This window comes from Actinomadura sp. B10D3, assembly GCF_039871695.1.
GTDB classification, from domain to species: domain Bacteria; phylum Actinomycetota; class Actinomycetes; order Streptosporangiales; family Streptosporangiaceae; genus Spirillospora; species Spirillospora madurae.
The window spans coordinates 26,891-49,671 of record NZ_JBDPLY010000036.1 but is presented as its reverse complement, the minus strand read 5'-3'; the positions used below and the strand labels follow the sequence as shown (position 1 = coordinate 49,671).

Below are 22,781 nucleotides of genomic sequence, written 5' to 3'. Positions count from 1 at the left end.
GCGCTGGGGGCGAGGAAAGCGCAACAGGCAGGGTCCTCGGCCCCGCCAGGCTCGTGGCCCGGCGGGGGCGAGGACCCGTCCGCTCAGATCAGTCGAAGTAGTTCGGCTGGGACTGGGCGTTGAGCACGTCGAGCCTGACGCGCTTGGCCTTGTCGGTGCGCGGGTCGCGGAGGTCGATGACGTCCAGGCCCCGCTGGATCTCGTTGGAGTAGATGTAGCCGTTGTAGTAGTACGTGGACCACGTGCCGGCCAGGAACTGCAGGTTGTCCGCCCACTGGCCGCGGTCGAGCCAGGCGATCTCCTTGGGCTTCCGGGAGTCGGTGAAGTCCATGACCGAGATGCCGCCCTGGTACCAGGACTGCACCATGATGTCCTTGCCCTTCACCGGGATCAGCGAGCCGTTGTGGGCCACGCAGTTCTCGTTGTCGGTGTTGTGCCGCGGGATCTTGTAGTAGCTGCGGAACTTCAGCGTGCGGTGCTTGCCCTTGCCGACGATGTCGTAGATGGCGTTGGCGCCCTTCTCCTGACCGATCGTCGGGTTGCAGGTGGCCGCGGAGCCGCCGCCCAGCTCGTCGGTGAAGACGATCTTGTTGGCGCGGTTGTTGAAGGTCGCCGAGTGCCAGAACGCGAAGTTCTCGTCGTCGCGGACGCTGGTGATGGTGCGCGGCCTGAGCGGGTCGGAGATGTCGAACAGCACTCCGTCGCCCATGCAGGCCCCGGCCATCAGGTCCTTCTCGGGGTAGGCGGTGAGGTCGTGGCAGCCCGAGGTGGCCCTGGTCTGGCCGGGCCACGGCGTGTCCGGCGGGTCACCGGGGTTGCCGCCGTCCGGGAACAGCACCGGCTCGGCCGCCACGCTCGCCGCGGCCGGGTTCCGCAGCGGGACCTTCACGATCGAGATGAGGTCGTGCGGAGGCCGGCAGTCCGGGTAGGTGTCGCTCGGGTTGTACGAGGACACGTAGATGTAGACCGTGCCCCTCTTGCCCGGGACGAGGGTGTTGGTGTGGGAGCCGCACTTGGTCTCGACGGCCTTGACGTAGCGCGGGTTGCGCACGTCGCTGATGTCGAAGATCTTGATGCCCTCCCACGCCGTCTTGTCGGTCGCGGGCTTGGCCACGGACTGGCACGAGTCGTCGCTGCGGGAGCTGTCCGTCGACAGGAACAGCAGGTTCCCGGAGATGGACACGTCGTTCTGTGATCCGGGGCAGTGCACGACCGTGACGACCTGCGGCTTCTGGGGCCGGCTGATGTCGTAGACGGTGAAGCCCTCGTAGTTGCCGCCGAAGGCGTACCGGCCCTTGAAGGCCCAGTCCGAGCCGTACGCGGCGGGTGCGGCGAGCGGCCCCTGCTTGGGGATGTTCGCCAGATGGTGCATGTTGGGCGTCTTGCTGATCTCGTCCCCGGCCGCGCCGTCGGCGGCGGCCGCCGGGGCGAGCACGGCCGAGGCTGCCAGCACGAGGCCCGACAGGATCCCCACGAGGTTTTTTCGTCTGGTACGTCGCTTGAGAGCTGGCGGCACCCTCACTCCTTCGTCTCCATGACCCCCGAGAACTGGCTCGATTCTGAAGGGTTTCGGGATGTCTGTACAGGTTTGGGCTCCTTTATCGGCATTTGTTGATGATCAAAGAACCCTTTTCCTGTGGTCCCTTCTGCAGGTACGGTCCGTGACGTGGGAGGTTCGATGCGGTACCGGATCGCGGTGGTGGGCGTGGCGGTGCTGGCCGCCGGCACCCTGGCGGCCTGCGGCGGCGGCTCGGAGCCCGAAGCGGCCCCGTCGAGGACCGTGCTGGTCCCGGGCCGGCCGGGCGAGCCCAACCAGACCCAGGTGGCGGGTCCGAGCAAGGCCGCGGAGCCCACCGCGGCCGAGGTCGGGTTCGTGCAGATGATGATCCCCCACCACGAGCAGGCGCTGGAGATGTCCGGGCTGGCCCCGTCCCGGGCGTCGGACGAGCGGGTGCGGTCGCTGGCCTCCCGCATCGACGCCGCGCAGAAGGTCGAGATCAAGACGATGCGGTCGTGGCTGAAGGAGAACGCGAAGGCCGTCCTGAAGGCGCACGGCCGCAACCACGGCGCACAGCATTCCACCATGGCGGGGATGGCCACGCCAGAGCAGTTGAAGCAGCTGCGGGACGCGCGTGGCGGGGCGTTCGACGAGCTCTACCTCAAGCTGATGATCACCCATCACCAGGGCGCGATCACCATGGCCAAGGACGTCCTGGACAAGGGCACCGACGTCACCGTCCAGCAGATGGCACGCGACGTCCAGTCCACCCAGCTGGCCGAGATCGATCGCATGCGGGACCTGCTGGCGAGCTGACCGCGATCGCGCGCAGGTGATCGGCGGGCTCAGGCGCGGGCGAGGAACCAGGGGAGTCCCACGCAGTCGGCCCAGTCGGGGCCGTGGGGGAGTTCGCGGCGGGGGAGGTCGTCGGGGCGGGTGATCGAGCCCACGATGGTCGCCGGGGTGTTGGAGGCCAGGACGCGGCCCGTCGAGTTGATCAGGAGGGTGGCGGGACCCTCCATGTTGAGGACGGGGAGCATCGCGCGTTCGAAGTCCGTCGCGCGGATGTCGGCCGCGGCCACGCCGAAGAAGCCCGCGTCGCTCGTGATGGGGGCGGAGAACGTGAGGATGTACTCGTCGGTGCCGGCGTAGTCCACGTACGGGCCGACCACGACCCGGCGGCCGGTCCGGTACGGGACGTCGAACCACGGTGCCAGCGGGTACTCGTAGCTGCCGATGTTGTCCGGGTCGAGGTCGACCGCGAGGGGGACCGGTTCGCCGGCCGCGGCGGGCCTGCGCCACCACTCCAGCCACCTCGGCTGGTCGGCCAGCGTTCCGGGCGCCGCGATCACACCGGTGCCCGCGCACAGGCGCCGGCTCGACAGGTGCGCGAGCACCGTGGGGCGGATGGACGCCATGTCCGACGTGGTCGGGGCGCGGCCCTCGGTCACGACCCGGCGGTGGACGTCGACGGTCAGGGCCCGGAGAGTCTCGATGCCGTCGAACGTGTCCCGGACCAGGGCCTCCACCGAGGCGGCGGTGTCGCCGGTGTACATGATCGCTTCCATGGCTGCTCCACGGTCGACGTCGGGCTTCACTCTAACTAATGCACGAGCTGCAGGTGGAAGTCGATCAGCCTCGAAATGGCCAGTTCCACGTGCTCCTCGACCAGCAGGCGCGCGCGCCGGCCGTCCCTCGCCTCGATCGCGGCGACGACGGCGCGATGCTGGGCCACCCGCTCGTCGCGCTCGATGGCCTCGCCCAGCGGGATCCACAGCAGCTCGCCGATCTCGCCCTGCAGGTCGATCGCCTGGCGGGTCAGGCGGGTGGACTGGGCGGCCGCGGCGACCTCGATGTGGAAGCGGCCGTCGGCGCGGCGCCGTTCGCCCGCCTTCTCCGCGACGGCCAGCTGGTCCACCAGCCCGGCGAGGATCGCGATCTGGTCGGCGGACGCGCGTGAGGCGGCCAGCTGCGCGGTGGTGGCGGACACCGCCAGCAGGTGATCGCCGATCTCGCGCAGCTCGTGGACGCCGGTCTCCCGCAGCGTGTTGCGAAGGCGGGACACCGACGCGTCGACGGGTGCCCGGACGAACGAGCCGCCGCCTCGTCCGCGCCGCGTCTCGACCAGGCCCCGCTGCCGGAGCAGCATCAGCGCTTCGCGGAGGGTCACGGTCGAGACGTTCAGTGAGGCGGCCAGCTCCAGCTCGGTCGGCAGCTGCTCACCGTCGGCGATCAGGCCCAGGCCGATCGCCTCGCTGATCCGCCGGGCGATGGCCTCCGCCCGGCCGCCGTCCTGCAGTGGCGCGAAGACGAAATACCGATCACCGACGTCCGTCACCTGCGTCTCTCCTCCCCAGGGACCCCCACGGAGCCTGGCTCCCAGATCGCTGGGTGTTGTCATTTGAAATATAGAGTTATATTTTAAAATCTACCGTGACCGCGGTCACATGTGGAGGAACCATGACCGAACCTGAGTCCACCTCCTCGGGTCACGCGCCGGTGACCATGGAGTTCCTGTCCGACTGGCGCAACGCCGCCTACAACTGCTTCTCCTCGGGCCACAAGTTCTGCCGCGAGGTCTGCCCGGTCATGCAGGTGACCCGCAACGAGTCGTGGACCCCGACCGCCTTCCACGCCAACGTCGTCGCGATGGAGCAGGGCGAGCTCACCGTCGAGGACGTGGCCGAGGACTATGTCAACTGCACCCAGTGCGGCGCCTGCGAGCTGCGCTGTCCCAACACCCTGTTCACCGGGGACTTCTACCGCTTCCGCACCCGCACCGTCGACCTGGTCAAGCAGATGCGGGCGCTGGCGGTGGACAACGACGTCCACCAGCCCGGCTACCGGCGCTGGAACGAGCTCACCGCCGAGCGCACCCACGAACCCGTGCTCGGCGAGGTCCCGGTCAGCCAGGACCGTGTCCGCGACTGGGCACATGGCCTCGAACTCCCGATCGGCGGCGAGACGATCCTGTTCGTCGACTGCGAGGCCGCATTTTACCGGACCTCGGTGCCGCGGGCCGTCGCCCAGCTGCTCCAGCGCGCGGGCTACGACTTCGGCCTCATGAGGGAGCAGTGGTGCTGCGGCGGCCCCGCGGCCGAGATGGGTTACCGCGACCAGTCGCGGCGCTTCGCCGAGCACAACCTCGCCGACTGGCGCGCGAGCGGCGTCCGGCGGGTGCTGGTGCTGGACCCGCACGACTACATCACGTTCACCGAGGACTACCCGGGGTACTTCGGCGACGACTTCGACATCGAGATCGTCCTGGTCGTCGAGCTGCTCGCGCAGTTCGTCGCCGAGGGGAGGCTGACTCCGACCGTGCCGATCGAGCGCACGATCACGTACCACGACCCGTGCCGGCTCAACAAGCGCAAGGGTGTCTGGCAGGAGCCGCGGCAGATCCTGCGCGCGATCCCCGGGCTGACCTTCCACGACGTCGACCGCGTCACCCAGTGGTCCTACTGCTCCGGCGCCGGGGGCGGGCTCCCGGTCGAGAAGCCGGAGCTCACCGCCAAGATCAGCACCGCCCGCGTGGACAAGGCCGCCGAGCTCGAGGTCGACACGCTCGTCTCCGCCTGCCCATGGTCCGAGCGGCCGCTCGCCGAGGCGGGCGCGGCGCGCGACATCGACGTCGTCGACCTGCACGAGCTGCTCGCCGAGTCGTGCGGCATCGACGTGGGCGGGAGCACGGGCCGATGACCGCGCAGCAGACGACGCAGCTGACCGACCGGGTGCTCGGCGAGCTGGTCGACGCCCTGGGCGGCGAATACGTGCTGACCTCCAAGACCGCGCGGATGAACCGGGCCCGCGTGCCCGCGCCGTTCCCCGTGCACCGGTGGCGCGAGCGGATCCCGGACCTGGTCGTCATGCCGGCCACGACCGAGGAGGTCGCCGAGGTGGTGCGGATCGCGAACGCGCACCGCATCCCCATCGTGCCGAGGGACGGCGGCACCGGTCTCACCGACGGGGCGGTGCCGGACCGTCGCGGCATCATCGTGGACGTCAAGCGGATGAACGAGATCAAGGAGATCGATCTCGACAACCGGACCTGCACGGTCGGACCGGGCATCAACATGCTCAAGCTCAACGAGGTCCTGGCCCGGCACGGCCTGATCTACCCCGACGACCCGGCCTCCTACCCGTGCTCGCTCGTCGGCGGGCGGATCGGCACCAGCGGCTGGTCGCTCGTCGGCTCGCGGTACGGGCACACCAGGGACCTGGTGCTGAGCTTCGAGATGGTGCTCCCGACCGGGAGGGTGATCCGGGTCGGCGACGGCGGCGGGCGCAAGGTGTCCAAGAGCTCCAGCGGCTACCAGCTCAAGCACCTGTTCATGGGCCACCAGGGCACGCTGGGCATCGCGACCGAGGCGACCTTGAAGCTGTATCCCAAGCCGGAGGCGGAGTTCTCGCCGTTCTGGGCGTTCGCCGACTTCGACTCCGCCTACGCCTGCGTCGGGCGACTCGCCCGGGCCGGGGTGGCGACGTTCGCCGGCGCCGTCCTGTTCGACGAGTGGAAGGTCGACTACCTCCGCCGCGACGACGAGGCCTACATCCCGCAGCCCGCCGACGTCCGGGCGCTCGTCTGCGCCGTCGCGTACGGCAACGAGGACGAGGTGCGCGCGGGCGGCAAGCGGTTGATGCGCGTGGCGCGCGACGCGGGCGCGCGCTACCTCGGAGACGAGATCTCCCAGGGCGACTGGGCCGCCAGGCACGACCGGTACGCGACGCCGCTGCACGGGAGGACCGAGGCAGGGCAGGTCGTGCCGATGTCGTGGCACTGCGAGGACGCCGCGATCGCCTACACCGACCTGCCCGCCGTCCGGGTGCACTGGCACGACATCATCGCCCGGCTGCGCGAGCGGCACCCGATCTTCGACGACTGGGGGATGTTCTTCTACACCAGCGCGGACACCGGCGTCGACTACCTCACGGAGATCGACGTCGGCATCTGGGAGCAGGAGCTCGACGACGCGGCATGGGCCGCGTGGGTGGACGCCAAGCGGGACATCGCGGAGATCTCCCTGCGCTACGGCGGCTCGATCAGCGCCTGCCACGGGTCGTGCCGCGAGGGCGAGGTCGACCTCGTGCCGATGGAACTGGGCGGCGGCTACGACGTGATGCTCCAGGTGAAGAAGGCGCTGGACCCCAACAACATCATGAACCCCGGCAAGTACGGCCTGCAGCGCGCCTACGAGGACACACCATGAACGGGTACCGCTACGACGAGCAGCACACGCCGCCTCCGGCCAGGCAGGTCAGCGATGTCGCCGTGGAGCGCTTCGAGCACATCTTCGAGGTGGATCCGAGGCTCATGACCGTCCACGTCGCCCAGCAGCTCTTCCCCAACTGGGACACGCTGCGCATCGCGGCGAGCCGCGGCGACCATCTCGAATGGATGCACCGGCACTGGGCGGGCACCGTCCTCTCCGGACAGGAGTTGCTCGACGAGCTGGAATCGGAGGACGGCCCGTGACCGACACCACCGCCGGTGCGGGCCACTCTCCGGACACCGACGCCAGGCAGCTCGCCGACCTCGGTTACACCTCGGAGTTCCGCCGGGACATGAGCCTGTGGGCGAACTTCTCGCTCGGCTTCACCTACCTGTCGCCGGTCGTCGGCATCTACACGCTGTTCGCGGTCTCGCTGGCCGCCGGGGGCCCGCCGATGATCTGGAGCCTCGTCATCGTCGGCCTGGGCCAGCTCCTCGTCGCGCTGATATTCGGCGAGATCGTCTCGCAGTACCCGATCGCGGGCGGGATCTACCCGTGGGCGCGCCGGTTGTGGGGCCAGAAATGGGCCTGGATGACCGGGTGGGTGTACGCGATCGCGCTGCTGGTCACCATCGCGTCGGTGGTCTACGGTTCCGGGCCCTACCTGGCCTCCCTGGTCGACCTCACGGCGTCGTCGGGCACGACCACCGCGTGCGCACTGGTCATGGTCGCGCTGGCCACGATGATCAACCTGGGCGGCACCCGCGTCCTCGGCATAGCGGCGATGATCGGGTTCGGCACGGAGATCCTCGGCGCGCTCGCGGTCGGCGGATGGCTGCTGATCGCCGAGCGGCACCAAGGCCTCGGGGTGCTGTTCGACAGCTTCGGCGCCGCACCGGACGGCTCCTACCTGGCCGCCTTCCTCGCGGCGGGCCTGATCGGGATCTTCCAGTACTACGGCTTCGAGGCGTGCGGGGACGTCGCCGAGGAGGTACCGGACGCCGGCCGGCGCATCCCGAAGGCCATGCGGATGACGATCTACGTCGGCGGCGCGGCGGCGACGTTCGTGTGCCTCGCGCTGGTGCTCGCGGTACCGGACTTCGGCGCGGTGATCTCCGGCGCGGACACCGACCCGGTCGGCGGCGTGCTCACCACGGCGTTCGGCTCGTTCGGCGCCAAGGTGGTGCTGGTCGTCGTCCTGGTGTCGTTCCTGTCGTGCGCGATGAGCCTGCAGGCGGCGGCGTCGCGGCTGCTCTACTCCTACGGCCGCGACCGGATGCTGCCCGGCAGCGGCCTGCTCGCCCGGTTCTCCCACCACCGGCGCGTGCCGCCGTACGCGCTCCTGGTCGCGGCCGTCGTGCCCGCGGTGGTGGTGCTGGTGTCCGGGTTCTCCGAGGACGCCGTCACGAAGATCGTCTCCTTCGCGGTGCTCGGCATCTACCTCGGCTTCCAGATGGTCGTCCTCGCCGCGCTGCGCGCGCGGCTCAAGGGCTGGCGGCCTGCCGGGTCGTTCAGGCTGGGGCACTGGGGGTTCGCGGTGAACGCCGGAGCCCTGGTGTACGGGGTCGCGGCGATCGTGAACATGGTGTGGCCGCGCACCGAGGGCGCGCCCTGGTACGACAACTACCTCGTGCTCCTGTCCGGCGTCGTCGTCGCAGGAGTGGGACTGCTGCTGATGATGACCTTGCGGCCGTACCGGCACAGTACGGCGACCGCAGGTGACGCGATCAATCGGGAGGACGCATGAAGAAGGTACGGAACTTCGTCGGCGGGTCCTATGTGGACGCGGCCGACGGCCGCACGGCCGACCTGGTCGATCCCGCCACGGGCACGGTGTTCGCGTCCGCGCCGGTGTCCTCGCCGGTCGACGTCGACCGTGCGCTGACCGTCGCGCGGGACGCGTTCGCCTCGTGGCGGGACACGACGCCCGCCGAGCGGCAACTGGCGCTGCTGCGCCTCGCCGACCGGATCGAGGAGCGCGCGGACGAACTCCTCGCGCTGGAGTGCGAGAACACCGGCAAGCCGCTGGAGCTGACCCGGCAGGAGGAACTGCCGATGCTGCTCGACCAGCTCCGGTTCTTCGCGGGCGGCGCGCGGGTGCTGGAAGGCAGGTCGACGGGGGAGTACATGCGCGGGCACACCTCCTGGATCCGGCGCGAGCCGGTCGGGGTGTGCGCGCAGGTGACCCCGTGGAACTACCCGGCGCTGATGGCGCTGTGGAAGTTCGGGCCGGCGCTCGCGGCCGGGAACACGGTGGTGCTCAAGCCGTCCGACACGACGCCCGTGTCGACGGTGTTCCTCGCGGAGCTGGCCGCGGAGTTCCTCCCGCCCGGAGTGTTCAACGTGATCTGCGGTGACCGGGAGACCGGAGCCGCGCTGGTATCCCATGAGATCCCGGCGATGGCGTCGATCACCGGCTCGGTGCGCGCCGGTCGCGAGGTGGCCGCCGCGGCGGCCACCGACCTGAAGCGGGTGCACCTCGAGCTCGGCGGCAAGGCGCCGGTCATCGTGTTCGACGACGCCGACATCGCCGCCACCGCGGAGGCCATCGCCGAGGCGGGGTACTTCAACGCCGGGCAGGACTGCACCGCCGCGAGCCGGGTGCTGGCCGCGCCGGGCGTCCACGACGACCTCGTCTCCGCGCTCGCCGAGCAGGCCGCCGGCACGTCGACCGGTGTCGACGGCGACTACGGCCCGCTGAACAACGCCGACCAGCTGGCGAAGGTCAGCGGCTTCCTCGACCTGCTGCCCGACCACGCGTCGGTGGCCGCGGGAGGCGGGCGCGTCGGCTCGCAGGGCTTCTTCTACGCCCCGACCGTCGTGTCCGGCCTGCGGCAGGACGACGAGATGGTGCAGCACGAGGTGTTCGGCCCGGTGATCAGCGTGCAGCGGTTCACCGACGAGGCCGAGGCGCTGCGGTGGGCGAACGGGGTGGAGTACGGGCTCGCCTCATCGGTGTGGACGCGGGACCACGGCCGGGCCATGCGGATGTCGCGCGAGCTCGACTTCGGCTGCGTGTGGATCAACACGCACATCCCCCTGGTGGCGGAGATGCCGCACGGCGGCTTCAAGCACTCCGGCTACGGCAAGGACCTGTCGATGTACGGCATCGAGGACTACACCCGGATCAAGCACGTCATGTCCAACCTGGACGTTTAGCCGCTTCGAAAGGGAAGCCCCATGCGGTTCAGCTTCGTGATACTGCCCGACTATCCGCTCGACGACACGATCGAATCCATCAAGCTCGCCGACGAGCTCGGCTACTACGCCTGCTACGCGGCGGACGAGACCTGGCACAAGGACCTGTGGCTGCTGTTCGCCGCGGCCGCGGACAAGACGAACAACCTCCGCTTCGGCCCGAGCCTGTCCGCGATCACCCTGCGCGAGCCGTCCCTGATCGCCCAGGCGACGGCGACGCTCGACGAGCTGACCGGAGGCCGCGCCGAGTGCGTGCTCGGCTCCGGCAACTTCGGTCTGCTGGCGCAGTACGGCATCGACTGGGCGAAGACGAAGCCGCTGTCCCGCCTGAAGGAGGCGCACCACGTCGTCCGCACCCTCCTGGACGAAGGCGCGATCACCTACGACGGCGAGTTCTTCTCCTACAACGGCCTGTTCACCTTCGCGCGTCCGGCGCAGGAACGCGTCCCCGTGAAGATGGGCGCGATGCGCGGCCCGAAGTCGTTCCAGGCGGCCGGCGAGCTGACCGACGGCGTCCACCACGCGCTCAGCTACACCAAACGAGCCTACGAGTACATGGTGGAGAACGTCCGCATCGGAGCCGAACGCGCGGGCCGCGACGCCGACTCCCTGGACCTGGGCGCCTGGATCGTCTTCTCGACCGGCCCCGACTCCCGCGCCGCCAAGGACGCCGCCCGCGCGATGGTGGGCCTGTACGCGTCGTCGATGCCCGCCGAACAGCTGGCCCGCAACGACGTGGACCCGGCCGACCTGACCGACATCATCGCCGCCGTCGGCGAAGGCCGCGTGGACCGCGCGTACGAGCTGACATCACCGGAACTGGCCGACAAGCTCTCGGTCGCGGGCACCCCGGAGGAATGCACCGAGAAGATCAAGACCGAGATCGCGTCGACCGGCGTGAACCACCTCGTCCTGGCCATCACGGACGCGGCACTGGTCAAGGCCTTCTCCGGCATGGAACTCCCCGGCATAGCCACCATGCGCGACCAGTTGCGCCTGGTCCACGACCAGGTAATGCCCGCCTTCAACGACCAGCCCACATAACCAGGACCACCGCGCGGCCCCGCCGACCCGTGTGCCCAATTCGGGGCTCAGTTCGTCCGGGATCCGCGCGAACGCGAGCAACCACGGTGATCTTGCGCCGCGCACGAACGTGCCGGTGCGGCATACCGGGACCCGAAAACAGCGACGGCGATCGGCGCGGCGTGTGCGGTGGGTGCACTGCTGGCGGTTGGGGTGAGCGGGTTCGTCCCGAAGACAACGTCCTCGACCCGGCTCGCGGAGATCGTCCGGGACGTCGCCGCCGGCCGCCGCTACGTCGCCCCCGACAACGCCGCGTCCGCGCTGACCGAGAACGACTGCCCGCTCACCGCCCGGGAGTTGGAGGTCTTGAACCCGTCCCGGACGGGAGCCTCGATCAACCAGATCGCCGCCGAGGTGCGCCTCGCCCCGGGCACGGTCCGCAACTATCTTTCGTCGGCCATGGCGAAACTGGGCGCGAACTCGCGGCATGCGGCCGCGCACCGTGCCTGGGAGGAGGGCTGGATTCAACCCTGGCCGGATCTGATCCGCACCGGAAACCGATTTCCTCAATTGCCGACGCCGGGCAGGCGCCGACGGTGTTCAGCACGGCTACCCCGACGGTGGAGCTGGAACTGCTGGGCGTTCGGCACGCGGCCGGTTAGTTATGACGGGCTCCGTAGGTAGCTCATCCGAGTAATGATCGAGCCTTCGCGCGTTGTCGGCAAGGTGTGAAGGTCCACGAAATGTGGGACGAGTGGTGCACCAGGCCAAGTGGCCGGGCCAGGGAGTCAGTTCTGCTGGATCCTGGCCGACGGCGGTGACAAGGTGAAACTCATCTGAAGTAATCCTGTGCTTGTCTGTATTGCAAGCTGACGATGCGGATTCCTCGGCGAGAACCGGCTACCTGCCCCGCCACAACTAGGCCCGCGGATCGCGGGTGATCCCGGTGAGCAGCAGATCGAGCGTGGCCAACAGGTTCTCTTCGAAGTCGTACCGGCCGTCCTCATCGTCGACCCACCGGAAGAGCACTCCGAGGTAGGTGTCGAGGATGACCAGACCTGCACGGGTGGCGTCGAGATCGGGTGGGACGTCGCCCTGGCGCTGCCCGGTACGGACGATGTCGGTGAACAATGCCGCGCTGTCGGTGGCATTGGGCATCAAAGGGCCGCCGGCGCGCAGCCAGGCGCGCGCGATGGCCCGTCCGGCGGCGGGCTCGTCCTGGTTGAGGCGAGCCAGACCGGTCAACGCGCGGCGGAGCCTGCCGGGTGTGGCGTCTGTCTGCTCCATGGCCTCGGCGACGATTTCGGCGAGCCTGGCGCGGCGCCGGGCGAACACCTCGATGACGATGTCCTCCTTGCGGGCGAAGTAGTTGAAGACCGTGGCCCGGGAGACGTCCGCGCCTTCGCCGATGTCCTCCATCGTCGTGGAGTCATAGCCACGCGAGGCGAATAGGGCCACGGCGCAGTCGACGATGCGCTCCTTCGTCTGGAGCTTCTTGCGTTCACGACGGCCCAGTGGAGCAGGGGATTCGACAACGGGATCGGAAGAGGACGGCACCTGACAACTCCTAGACTTAGATCTGAAATTCGACTACAGTCCAAATATGTACTGAAGTTCAGTGTAACAGCCGTTGCACCCAGAGTCCGGCCGAAGGAGAGCCGTCCAAGGCCCCGCAGAATGTCAAGGACCGGCTCGCCGACCTGGTCGCCATGTGGCAGTGAACCCCGGCGAGGGCTCCACCATCGCGTCAACAGCGCCGTCGTGGGGTCGGCGGCCACGTAGCCCTGGTGGTCGGCTCGGTGCTGCCGTCACCGCAGCACTGTTGCCGACGGCCCCATTTGAGAGGCAGGTAGCGCTATGGCGACAAAGAATCCCCTCGACGGCGTTACACCCGAACAGAAACCTCAGGGCGCCGAGCGACATCCAGCGCAGAGCCGGATACTGGCGGTACTCACCGTCTCGCAGATATTCGGCGGGGTGGGCGTGGGCACCGGCATCGCGGTCGGTGCACTGATCGCCACGAACCTGTCAGGGTCGGAGACGGTCGGGGGGCTGGCGCAGACCAGCGCCGTGACCGGCGCGGGCGTCCTGGCCGTACCGATGGCGCGGGTGGCCACCCGGTACGGGCGGCGCCCCGCCCTGTCGATGGCCTACGCCGCTGCCACCGTGGGAACGGTGACCGCCGCGATCGCCGTCGCTCTCGGCTGGTGGCCGTTGCTGCTGGCCGGTCTGTTCTTCGCGGGCAGCGGGTCGGCGGCCGGTCTGGCCGCCCGGTACGCAGCCACCGATCTGTCCCAGCCCGGTCACACCGCCCGCGACCTGTCGCTGGTCGTCTGGGCCACTACCGTCGGCTCGATCGCGGGCCCCAATCTGGCCGAACCCGCCGACCGGCTCGGCCGCACGCTGGGCCTGGCGGCTTGGGTAGGGCCCTACGCGCTGTCAGCGATCGCGTTCGGGGCCACCCTGCTCGGAATCATCGCGTTCCTGCACCCCGACCCCCTCCGCAGCAGTAGTGATGCCAAGCACTCTGCCGCTCGGACCTCCGCCCCCAGCGAAGGCCCTTTCGCCGGGAGGCGCGGCAAGCAGGGCGGTTGGGAGGTACTGCTCAGTACTCCGCGCGCACGCCTGGCGGTGGCCGTGATCACGGTCAGCCACGTCGTGATGGTATCGGTCATGGTGATGACGCCTGTCCACCTCGATCACGGTCATGCGAGCCTGACCATCGTCGGAGTCGTCATCAGCCTGCACATCGCAGGGATGTATGCGCTGTCCCCACTGCCGGGCTGGCTGGCCGATCGGTTCGGGCGGATCCGTGTACTGCTCGCCGGAATGGTACTCCTGGCCAGTGCGGCCGCGCTTGCGGCGGTGTCTGCCCCGAACCACGTGACCCGACTGGCCATCGCCCTCTTCCTCCTGGGACTCGGCTGGTCGTTCGGGCTGGTGGCCGGCTCGGCACTGCTGACCGAGTCGGTCTCGCCCCAGCGACGACCTGCCGTCCAAGGTCTGTCGGATCTGCTGATGAACGGCACCGCAGCGCTCGGCGGGCTCATAGCCGGTGTGATTGTCACAGCCCTTTCCTACGGAGCTCTCGCAATCGCCGCGATGACCGTAGTCGTTCCAATGGCCATCGTTCTCTTCCTCGCTGAGCGTGATCACTAATCCGGGTTCTGCGGCAATTCACGCGTCAGGTCGTGGCCGAGCACCATTTAATAGGTGCGCTCGGGTTCCTTGCCCTTGCCGATCCGATGCCCGTCCGATCTCAGGGACCGAGAAGCCGGCGTCGAGCGCCCAGTGGGTACCGGTGATGAAGGCCGCCTGGCTCAGCCGAGTTTGGGGGTGGTGCGGGCGATGATCGGGGCCAGGTCGAGGCCTGGGGGGAGGGTGCCGAAGGCGGTGCCCAGTCGCCTGCGAGGCGGGTGGCGCAGAAGGCGTCGGCGTAAAATAGCAGGTCAGCATGCATGTTGATCATGTGTGGTGGTGGCTGGTGCGGGGCTGTGACAGGCAGTCCGCAAGCCGGTTCGCTAACTCGTTCTCCGGTCGAGAGGAGGAGTCAATGCGGCAACCGTACGTAGCCAGGAAGGTCAGCAAGCGCACCGGGGCGACCCGGTACACGGGGATGTACCAACGGCCGGTTCGTGACCGGCCCCTACACCAAGAACGGAGAACACCGCCGATTCAAGGTCGGCAGGCCGCTGGTGGAGAAGGTCCGCGCCCACGTCCAACAACACGGCATGAAGCCCGGCGACCTGATCTTCCCGGTCCGGTTGTTCATGCCGGACACGGCCTGGGTCAACCTCCCGCGCTGCACCGCGGAAGAGATGGAAGGCGCCGCGAAGACCACTTTCATCTCACCCATCACCGGCGCACGCGTCACTCACGCCAAGGTCAGTACGTACCGCAAGCACGGCTGCAGGTGCGCGCCATGCGTACAGGCATACCGGGACCACCGGTCGGCGTATCGGGTGCAAGCGATGTCCCGAAAGGGCAAGGTCACTCGCCAGCGGATCCGCCGGGACGGCAACGATTACCTGGCACCCAGCGAATGGAGCACCATCTGGATCCCGGCCCGCAAAGCCGTCGGCGCCGAGGTGACCCCGTACCAACTACGCCACTCTCACGCCTCGCTCCTACTGGCACACGGCGTCCCGCTCCCGGATGTCCAGGCCCGCTTGGGCCACAACGACCTGACATCCACCACCCACTATGTCTGGGCGCTGGCCGAGGAAAGCGAGGCCGCAGCAACCACGATGAACGTGCTTCTGGGCTAGGAGTGCTTCCAGCGCGGGGAAACACACAGGTACCGCCGATATTCGAAGCTGCAATGCGGTGTCAGCGACATCCACCGTTCAAAGAGCCTTTTCCATCTTGATCGTGCTGGTCACAGCGTGGCTGCGGTAGACGGATCCGGCCGTTGACGCGGCGAGGCCCCTGGTAGATGCGATGTCGACCAAGACAATCGCACTGCCAGGAGCCTCTGGTGCTGTTCTGTCGCGCTGCGCTGGATTTGTCGTCCTCTACCCGCACCTTCGTGGCCGATCTCATCGCCGGCCACCGCCACCGGATCGGATCGCGCTGCGAGCGCTCCCGCCGGCCCGCCAGGCGCTGCTGGTCCTGGTGCACCTGCGCTGCAATGAGACCTTCGAACGCCTGGCCGCCGCGTTCGAAGTCGGCGCGGCGACCGCGCACCGCTACGTCACCGAGGTCATCGCCCTGCTCGCCGAACTGGCGCCCGACCTGCGCGAGGCGATGCGGATCGCACAACGCGAGGCCTTCATGATCCTGGACGGCACCTTCGCGCCGATCGACCGGCTGTCGGGCGGGAACGACCGGCTGTACTTCTCGGGCAAGCATCATCGGCACGGGGTGAACATCCAGTTCCTGACCGACCCGCACGGACGGCTGATCTGGGCCTCACCGACGCTGCCCGGCTCGACGCATGATCTGACCGCCGCCCGCACGCACGGCATTATCGACGCGCTCACCCAACGGGCGATCGCCTGCTACGCCGACAAGGCCTATGTCGGGGCTGGCGGCGCGATCGGCACCCCCTACAAACGCAAGAAAGCATCGCAAACTCGGCAAACGCAAGAAGCTGTTCAACCGGCACCACGCCCGGGTCCGCGCCCTTGGCGAGCAGGGCGCCGCCGCCCTCAAACGCTGGCGCATCCTGCGGCAGGCCCGCTGCTCACCGTCCCGCCTGACCGCAGTCGTCCAGGCCATCCTCACCCTTCACCACCAGGCCGAATGAAGTTGGAAATGGCTCACTTCTCACCGACAAAGCCATGTTCGCCGATCCGGCCGTGTTCGAGGCCTTTGGCCTGCCCCAGCGGACTTCTTTCGAGGAGTTGGACAGGGAACGATGAGTTGGGCCGATGCCGCCGGTACGTAGGGGTGAGCATCGACCGAAAGGACACTCATCGTGAGCGTCATCGTCATTGAGTTCATCACCCTCGACGGGATCGTTTCCGAGCCGTCCGGATGCCTTCGAGGGGTCTTCTCGGTGGTCAGGGGCATACCTTCTGGAATTGGATTCCAGTGGGGACGTGCTGGCGCCACTCTTGGGGTGTCATCGGACGGCCGGCCACTGCGCAGACGGCACCGACGAGGTCGGTGGGGGGCTCCACGTCCCAGAGCCACACTGTGCCTTTTGGGCTGTCGGTGGACCCGTCCTCGCTGGCGGTGGCGAGGGTGCGGCCGTCCGGACTGAAGACCACTGTGCTGACGTTGCCGATGTTGGGGATGAGAGGCGTGCCTATCTGGCGGCGCGTCTCCACATCCCACAATCGCGCCGTGTCATCTTCGCTGCCGGTGGCCAGGGTGCGGCCGTCCGGACTGAAGTCCACGGATTGGATGGGTTCGGTATGGCCCGTGAGGGGTGTGCCGATCTTGCGGCGGGTCTTCACATTCCACAGCTGCACTGTGCCCTCGTTATAGCTGCCGGTGGCAAGGATGGAGCCGTCCGGGCTGAAGGCCATCCGGCCGATGCCGTCGCCCTTGAGGGGGGCGCCGTCCTTGCGGCGGGTCTTCACCTTCCACAATTGCACCTTGCCGCCACCGCCGATGGCCAGGGTGCCGCCGTCTGGACTGAAGACCACCGAGTTGACGACGTCGGTGTCGTCGCTGGTAAGGGGTGCGCTGATCGGTCGGTGGGTCCGCACATCCCACAGCCGCACCACACCCCCGAGCCTGCCGCGGGTGATGGCCAGGGTATTGCCGTCTGGGCTGAAGGCAATCGACAGGACCGGACCGATGTCGCCTTCGTTGAGGGGCTTGCCGATCTGGCGGCGGGTTTCCACATTCCACAGTCGCACGGTGCCGTCGTCGCCGCCGACGGCCAGGATGGGGCCGTGCGGGCTGAAGGCCACCGGGCCGAAGCCGTTGAGGATGGTGTCGCGGCTGCTGGTGAGGGGTTTGCCGATCTGGCCGCGGTTGTTCGCATCCCACAGGCGCACCGTGCCGTCGCCGCTGCTGGTGGCCAGGATGCGGCCGTCCTGGCTGAAGGCCGCCGAGTTCACGTAGTCGGTGTGGCCGGAGAGGGGGACGCCGGAGAGTGAATGTGCACCCACATCGAACAATCGCAGTACGCCCATGTAGCCGCCGAGGGCCAGGGTATTGCCGTGCGGGCTGAAGGCCAGCGGATTGGTGTCGCTCCTTCTCTGGGGTGCGGGGAGGGGTGCACCGATCTGGTGGCGGGTGCGCACGTCCCAGAGGCGCATCGTGTCGTCGGAAGTGGTGGCCAAGGTGTGGCCATCCGGGCTGAAGGCCACCGAGTAGATGTCGTCTGTGGTGAGGGGTTCGCCGGTCGGTTGGTGGGTGCGGGTGTTCCAGAGTTGTGCGCCGTTGGTGCCGGCGGTGGCGAGGGTGTGGCCGTCTTGGGTGAAGGCGACTGAGTTGATGTCGTCTGTGGTGAGGGGTTCGCCGATGGGTTGGTGGGTGCGGGTGTTCCAGAGTTGTGCGCCGTTGGTGCCGGCGGTGGCGAGGGTGTGGCCGTCTTGGGTGAAGGCCACCGAGAGGACGTCGTCTGTGGCGAGAGGTTCGCCGGTCGGTTTGCGCGTGCGTATATCCCACAGCCGTGTCGTGCCCTTGAAATTCCTGGTGACGGTGGCGAGGGTGCGGCCGTCCTGGCTGAAGGCCATCGCGGAGACGGTGCTGCGGGCGTCGGGGTCGACGGTGAGGGGTTCGCCGATCGGTTTGCGGGTGCGCGCATCCCACAGCTGGACCGTGGCGGTGCTGCTGGCGGTGGCCATAATGCGGCCGTCCGGGCTGAAGGCCACCGTTTCCGCGTCGGTGTGAAGGACGGCGCGCTCTGGCTTGGCGAGGACGTCAAGGAGACCGGCGCGGCTTTCCGGGGTTTCCTGAATCTGCCATGCCGCCGCGGCGAGCAGGGCCGATACTGCCGGGTCGTTGGACTGCTCGCTTTTCGTGACGAGTTGGCTGGAGACGATGGTGTCACGCTGGCGGGTGGCCTTGTCGCGCTGCTGGGCGGCGTCCTGCTGTGCCTGGATCGCCCACCCGGTCGTGGTGAGCGACAACAGGGTGGCGACGGCCAGCACCAGGGCGGCGGCGCGGGTGCGGCGGGTGCGGGTGGTCTGGGCACGGGTGCTGGCGTTCAGCAGGCCGCGTTCGATCCGGTTGAGGGACGGCTGGCGTCCGGCGCTGGCCCAGCCCACTGCCTGGTCCAGGTTGGCGCCGGTCAGCACGTCACCGCGTCGTCGCCCGTTGTCGTCCCAGACGCGGGCGGCTTGGCGGATGCGCTGATAGGCGGGTAGTTCCTGATGTTGGTCCTCGACCCAGCCGCGCAGGCGGGGCCACGCTCGCAGTACCGCCGGCCGGGCCAGGACGATCTGTTCGGGAGTGCGCCCGCCCTCCTGCTCGCCTGTGCTGGTCAGCAGGGGCTCGAATGCCCGCACCATCCGCTTCAGTGCCTCGCCCTCAACGGGGTCCTGGCGGTCGAACAGTTCCGCGACCGGCACCGGGCGGGTGGACAGACCCGCGGCTTCGCCGGGCACCACGCATCGCAGGAAGACTTCCGGGACCAGCCTCTGCTCGTCGGGTGGCAGGGCGGCGTAGACGTCCTCGGCGAGCTTGCCCAGCGCCGGGTCGCCCGGCTCCCACCCGCTGAACGGCCCGGCCTGCGCGACTCCGATGTCCACCAGGTCTGGCGTGTTGCCGCCTCCCTTGTGCGGATCGCTGGTCAGGGCCGCCAGGATCCCCCGCGCCGACGGCCGCTCCAGCGGATCCTTGGCCAGCGCCGCCGCCACCAGTTCGCGCAGAGGGGCGGGCAGCGCGGTCAGGTCGGGATCGTGCGTGCGGATCTGGTAGGCGATCTGCGGCAGGTCGGAGCCGGTGAAGGCATGATCGCCGGTCGCGGCGAACACCATGATGGCGCCCCAGGCGAACACGTCGGCCTCGGCCCCGGCCCGCTGTCCGGCGTAGACCTCCGGGGCCATGTACCGCAGCGTCCCGACGAAGCCGCTGCCCTGGGTGGCCGTGCCGGTGTCCAGTACCCGCGCGATCCCGAAATCGATCAGCCGGGGACCGTCGGGGCCGAGCATGATGTTGCCGGGCTTGAGGTCCCGGTGCACCACCTTGGCCTGGTGAATGGCCGTCAGCGCGGTGGTGATCCCGATGCCCAGCCGGTACAGATCGTCCCCGCGGAAACGTCCCGGCCGCTTCCCTGTACCGGTGACGGAGGCCTGCAGGCTCAGCCCGTCGATGTACTCGCTGACGATATAGGGCCGCGGCGGCTCCAGCCGCACTTGCACGATCCTGGCGGTGCAGAACGAGGCGACCCGCTGCGCCGCACGCGCCTCGGCCGCCATCTGCGCCAGCTCCGCCGGGGACTCCTGAACCCCGTGCAGAACCTTGATCGCCACCCGTGTCCCGTCGGGGCCGTAGGCGTCATAGACCACGCCCTGCCCGCCGGCGCCCAGCCGACCCGCCAGCCAGAACTCCCCGATCTGCCCTGGATCCTCGGACTCCAGTCGATCCACCAACCCATGTCCCTTCCGTCGCCGACAGGCAGGGGGCACCGCGCCCCGAGCAACATCGATCACCACCCACTGGGACGCCACCGATCCGGTCCGTGTTCGGGCTTGGCGGGCCGGCCCGTAACGGGCGGGGCGAGCCTTCGGCCGTACGAGCCGGTTTCAGCCGGGGAACCGGGCGGTCTCCGCGGTCCAGTCGGCGACGGCGGTCGGGAGAGCGGCGGCGCAGAGGCGGGTCGTGATGGTGTACGGGTCGCCCGCTCGCGTCTGCTTGCGCCACGGGGGCGAGAACTCCAGGTCCAGACCGATGCGCAGGACGGTCTCGCGCTCTGTCCTCTCCACGAGCGCAAAGGAGAGGTTGGGTTCGGTGAAGCGCAGGTGGTCCCCGGCCCGGGAGGTTTCTAGCCAGGTCGCCAAAGACCGGGCTTCGGGCGGTGTCAGCGCCTGCCAGCGGAACGACCAGGCGCCCTCCTCGCTGCACGCGGTTCCAGCGATCACGAGCCAGCTGGTGCGGAGGCGTGCGTCCTCGGCGTCAGGGAACTGGTAGTCGGCGATGCAGAGGTCGATCCCGTACTCGTCCTTCCCTACAAGCCGCATCCGTTCACTTTATGGCCCTCGCCACGGTCGGTTAACGGGTTTCGGGGGTGGCCAGCTGCTCATGGCCAGGTCGGCGACCTTTAGTAGGTCGGTGGCGGTGGCCCCGTCTCGGCCTGCTGGGGCATGCCTTGGATCACTGAGTCTTTTCCAACTTCATCCGGCCTGGTGGTGGAGGGTAAGGATGGCTTGGACGGTGGGGGTCAGGCGGGACGGCGAGCAGCGGGCCTTCTGAGGGGACGTCGCGAGCAGAGCACAACCAGTTGCGCGAGGTGTTGCGGGACGTCATGCAGGCGCGCGGTCAAGCGCAGCGGATCGGCGTCAATCTCAACCAGGCGGTCGCCGCGCTGAACTCGGGTGAGGTGTCGTCGACGGTCCAGTGGTACGCCCGCTCCGCCGCGCAGACGGTCCGCAAGCTGGACGAGCTGGCCGACGAGCTGCGAAGGCGGCTTCCCTGACAGCGCCCGCCACCGCCCCGGAACTCACAGCACCGAGCTTCCCCGGGTGATCGGTAAGGTTCTGCGCGGTGTCCGGGTTCAAGGACTGCTGCGTTACCTCTACGGTCCGGGCGTCAACGGCGAGCATCACGATCCGCACATCGTGGCGGGCTTCGGGGACGCAGCCGCCCTTGAACCGGCGTTGCGCGCCGACGGCCGCCGCGACTTCCGCCACTTGGAGGGGGTGCTGACCCAGCCGCTGGCGCTGCTGGGTGAGCGGAACTACCGCAAGCCCGTCTGGCACTGCTCCGTCCGGGCCGCTCCAGAAGACCCGGTCCTGACCGATGGGCAGTGGGCGCAGATCGCGCCGAGATCATGCACCGGACGGGCATTGCTCCGGCGGGGGACGTGGACGTCGTCCGTTGGATCGCCGTCCGGCACGCTGACGACCACGTCCACATCGTGGCCACGCTGGCGCGTCCGGACGGCGTCCGCCCGGAGGTATGGAGCGACGGGTTCGGGTGCGCGATGCGTGCCAGGCGGTGGAGGAGCGGTTCGGGCTGCGGCCCACAGCACCGGCGGACCGGACGGCTGCGCGGCGTCCCAAGCGCGGCGAGTCCCAGAAGGCCGTCCGCCGTGGTCAGCTGGTGCCGTCCAGGACACTCCTGCGCCACAAGGTCCAGACGGCGGCCGCTGGCGCCGGGAGCGAAACGGAGTTCTTCGAGCGCCTGCACACCGGTGGTGTCCTGGTGAAACAGCGGTTCAGCCAGCGGACGGCCGGTGAGATGACCGGGTATGCGGTGGCCGCGCCAGGTGATGTGAACGCGGACGGGCAGCCGGTCTGGTACGGGGGAGGCAAGCTCGCCGCCGACCTTACATTGCCCAAACTTCGCCACCGCTGGGTAGATACGGACGGCTCAGCTTGCGAATCGTCCGCCATCCGCCGGTTGGACGGACGGCACCTGTCCGCGGGGACGAAGCGGGCCGTGCTGCGGACATCCGTCCGCCACGCTGCCGGCGAAGCGCGGACGACCATGGACTTCTTCGACCGCCTCCAGGGCTACGGCCTGCTGGTCAAGGTCCGCAATAGCCGGGATGTGCCTGGTGAGATCACCGGCTACGCCGTCGCGCTCCCCACCGAGCCTGGCGACGAGGAACCGACTTGGCATGCTGGAAGCCGCCTTGCCGACGACCTGTCACTCACCCACCTCCAGTCACGCTGGAGCTCACCCACCTCCCAATACCGGTCAGCCATGGATCACAGCGACCTCACCACCGAGGAACGGCAGGCGTTTTACGACGATGCGGCCCGCGCCGCTGCTCATGCAACCGCCCAGATCCGCCGCAGCCTCGCAACCAATCCATTCGCCGCTCAAGACGCCTGCTGGGCCGCCTCAGATACCCTCCACGCCGCCGCCGAGGCCACCGGTAACCGGCACCTCCGCCGTGCCGCCGACACCTACGACCGCGCCGCTCGCGCGCCCTACGGCCGCATCCCGCAGCCCACCCCAGCTGGCAACGCCCTGCGCACCGCAGCCCGCCCGATTGCGGACCATGCGACACCAAGATCTCGACGCGCTGCCCACGGTCGTCAGCATTATGACCGCTGCCCGCGCCCTGGGACTCTCCCGCACATACGCCTATGAACTCGCCAAACGCGGCGACTTCCCATGTCGCGTCATCCGAATCGGCACCACTTACCGAGTACCGACAGCAGAACTCCGCAAGCTGCTCGGCGTGACATACCGGGCGGGAGCTGCCCGCGAGCCGGACTTCCCGGGATGCCGACGATGAGACTCGGCATCCCGGGAACGGGCGCCTCACCACCGCGCCC

Annotated in this window: 18 protein-coding genes and 1 pseudogene; 13 read left to right on the top strand and 6 right to left on the bottom strand. The window is 68.8% G+C overall.

All coding sequences use genetic code 11. The features are described 5' to 3' along the window. Positions 1-88: 88 nt before the first annotated feature. Positions 89-1,474 carry a hypothetical protein gene (locus ABGB11_RS36960; RefSeq protein ID WP_347640146.1) on the bottom strand — a complete coding sequence of 462 codons (1,386 nt, stop codon included), beginning with the start codon at positions 1,472-1,474 and terminating at the stop codon, positions 89-91. A 192-nt stretch (positions 1,475-1,666) separates the two neighbouring features. Between ABGB11_RS36960 and ABGB11_RS36955 the strand changes: the two genes are divergently transcribed. Next, positions 1,667-2,314 carry a DUF305 domain-containing protein gene (locus ABGB11_RS36955; RefSeq protein ID WP_347640145.1) on the top strand — a complete coding sequence of 216 codons (648 nt, stop codon included), beginning with the start codon at positions 1,667-1,669 and terminating at the stop codon, positions 2,312-2,314. Positions 2,315-2,343: 29 nt separating this feature from the next. Here the strand turns inward: ABGB11_RS36955 and ABGB11_RS36950 are convergent, their stop codons facing one another. Further along, complete coding sequence (locus tag ABGB11_RS36950) at positions 2,344-3,066, bottom strand: cache domain-containing protein (protein ID WP_347640144.1); 723 nt, start codon at positions 3,064-3,066, stop codon at positions 2,344-2,346. Positions 3,067-3,101: 35 nt separating this feature from the next. Further along, positions 3,102-3,836, bottom strand: coding sequence for an FCD domain-containing protein (locus ABGB11_RS36945; RefSeq protein WP_347640143.1), 735 nt, complete (start codon positions 3,834-3,836; stop codon positions 3,102-3,104). A 122-nt stretch (positions 3,837-3,958) separates the two neighbouring features. On the opposite strand from ABGB11_RS36945, the gene ABGB11_RS36940 reads away from it, so the two are divergent. From ABGB11_RS36940 to ABGB11_RS36910, 7 genes are all read left to right on the top strand, one after another. Then, positions 3,959-5,197, top strand: coding sequence for a (Fe-S)-binding protein (locus ABGB11_RS36940; RefSeq protein WP_347640142.1), 1,239 nt, complete (start codon positions 3,959-3,961; stop codon positions 5,195-5,197). Next, positions 5,194-6,705: an FAD-binding oxidoreductase gene (locus ABGB11_RS36935; protein WP_347640141.1), complete on the top strand. Its 1,512-nt coding sequence runs from the start codon at positions 5,194-5,196 to the stop codon at positions 6,703-6,705. The genes ABGB11_RS36940 and ABGB11_RS36935 overlap by 4 nt, the downstream gene beginning before the upstream one ends. Next, positions 6,702-6,971: a hypothetical protein gene (locus ABGB11_RS36930; RefSeq protein ID WP_347640140.1), complete on the top strand. Its 270-nt coding sequence runs from the start codon at positions 6,702-6,704 to the stop codon at positions 6,969-6,971. Before ABGB11_RS36935 ends, ABGB11_RS36930 begins: the two co-directional genes overlap by 4 nt. Beyond that, positions 6,968-8,455 carry an amino acid permease gene (locus ABGB11_RS36925; protein WP_347640139.1) on the top strand — a complete coding sequence of 496 codons (1,488 nt, stop codon included), beginning with the start codon at positions 6,968-6,970 and terminating at the stop codon, positions 8,453-8,455. The genes ABGB11_RS36930 and ABGB11_RS36925 overlap by 4 nt, the downstream gene beginning before the upstream one ends. After that, positions 8,452-9,867 carry an aminobutyraldehyde dehydrogenase gene (locus ABGB11_RS36920; RefSeq protein WP_347640138.1) on the top strand — a complete coding sequence of 472 codons (1,416 nt, stop codon included), beginning with the start codon at positions 8,452-8,454 and terminating at the stop codon, positions 9,865-9,867. Before ABGB11_RS36925 ends, ABGB11_RS36920 begins: the two co-directional genes overlap by 4 nt. Positions 9,868-9,888: 21 nt before the next feature. After that, a complete protein-coding gene (locus ABGB11_RS36915) occupies positions 9,889-10,950 on the top strand; it encodes an LLM class flavin-dependent oxidoreductase (protein WP_347640137.1) in 1,062 nt (353 codons plus the stop codon). Positions 10,951-11,118: 168 nt separating this feature from the next. Then, complete coding sequence (locus tag ABGB11_RS36910) at positions 11,119-11,613, top strand: response regulator transcription factor (protein WP_347640136.1); 495 nt, start codon at positions 11,119-11,121, stop codon at positions 11,611-11,613. Between the two features lie 234 nt (positions 11,614-11,847). On the opposite strand, the gene ABGB11_RS36905 is transcribed toward ABGB11_RS36910, so the two are convergent. Further along, a complete protein-coding gene (locus tag ABGB11_RS36905) occupies positions 11,848-12,486 on the bottom strand; it encodes a TetR/AcrR family transcriptional regulator (protein WP_347640135.1) in 639 nt (212 codons plus the stop codon). 300 nt (positions 12,487-12,786) lie between these two features. Between ABGB11_RS36905 and ABGB11_RS36900 the strand changes: the two genes are divergently transcribed. The 3 genes and pseudogenes from ABGB11_RS36900 (at position 12,787) to ABGB11_RS36890 (ending at position 16,177) form a co-directional block, all read left to right on the top strand. Continuing rightward, positions 12,787-14,088, top strand: a complete 1,302-nt coding sequence (locus tag ABGB11_RS36900) for an MFS transporter (protein ID WP_347640134.1) — start codon at positions 12,787-12,789, stop codon at positions 14,086-14,088. A gap of 476 nt (positions 14,089-14,564) precedes the next feature. Then, positions 14,565-15,197: a tyrosine-type recombinase/integrase gene (locus ABGB11_RS36895; RefSeq protein ID WP_347640133.1), complete on the top strand. Its 633-nt coding sequence runs from the start codon at positions 14,565-14,567 to the stop codon at positions 15,195-15,197. 209 nt (positions 15,198-15,406) lie between these two features. Beyond that, positions 15,407-16,177, top strand: a pseudogene (locus ABGB11_RS36890) (transposase family protein). A 256-nt stretch (positions 16,178-16,433) separates the two neighbouring features. Here the strand turns inward: ABGB11_RS36890 and ABGB11_RS36885 are convergent. Together ABGB11_RS36885 and ABGB11_RS36880 are read right to left on the bottom strand one after the other, a co-directional pair. Continuing rightward, positions 16,434-19,922, bottom strand: coding sequence for a serine/threonine-protein kinase (locus ABGB11_RS36885; protein ID WP_347640132.1), 3,489 nt, complete (start codon positions 19,920-19,922; stop codon positions 16,434-16,436). Between the two features lie 156 nt (positions 19,923-20,078). Next, entirely contained in the window at positions 20,079-20,513 is a 435-nt protein-coding gene (locus ABGB11_RS36880) for a hypothetical protein (protein WP_347640131.1), read from the bottom strand. Positions 20,514-20,773: 260 nt separating this feature from the next. On the opposite strand from ABGB11_RS36880, the gene ABGB11_RS36875 reads away from it, so the two are divergent. Next, the gene (locus ABGB11_RS36875; protein ID WP_347640130.1) at positions 20,774-20,968 is read left to right on the top strand and encodes a hypothetical protein; all 195 of its coding nucleotides are present in this window, start codon (positions 20,774-20,776) and stop codon (positions 20,966-20,968) included. Positions 20,969-21,450: 482 nt separating this feature from the next. Further along, positions 21,451-22,593, top strand: coding sequence for a hypothetical protein (locus tag ABGB11_RS36870; RefSeq protein WP_347640129.1), 1,143 nt, complete (start codon positions 21,451-21,453; stop codon positions 22,591-22,593). Positions 22,594-22,781: the final 188 nt, after the last annotated feature.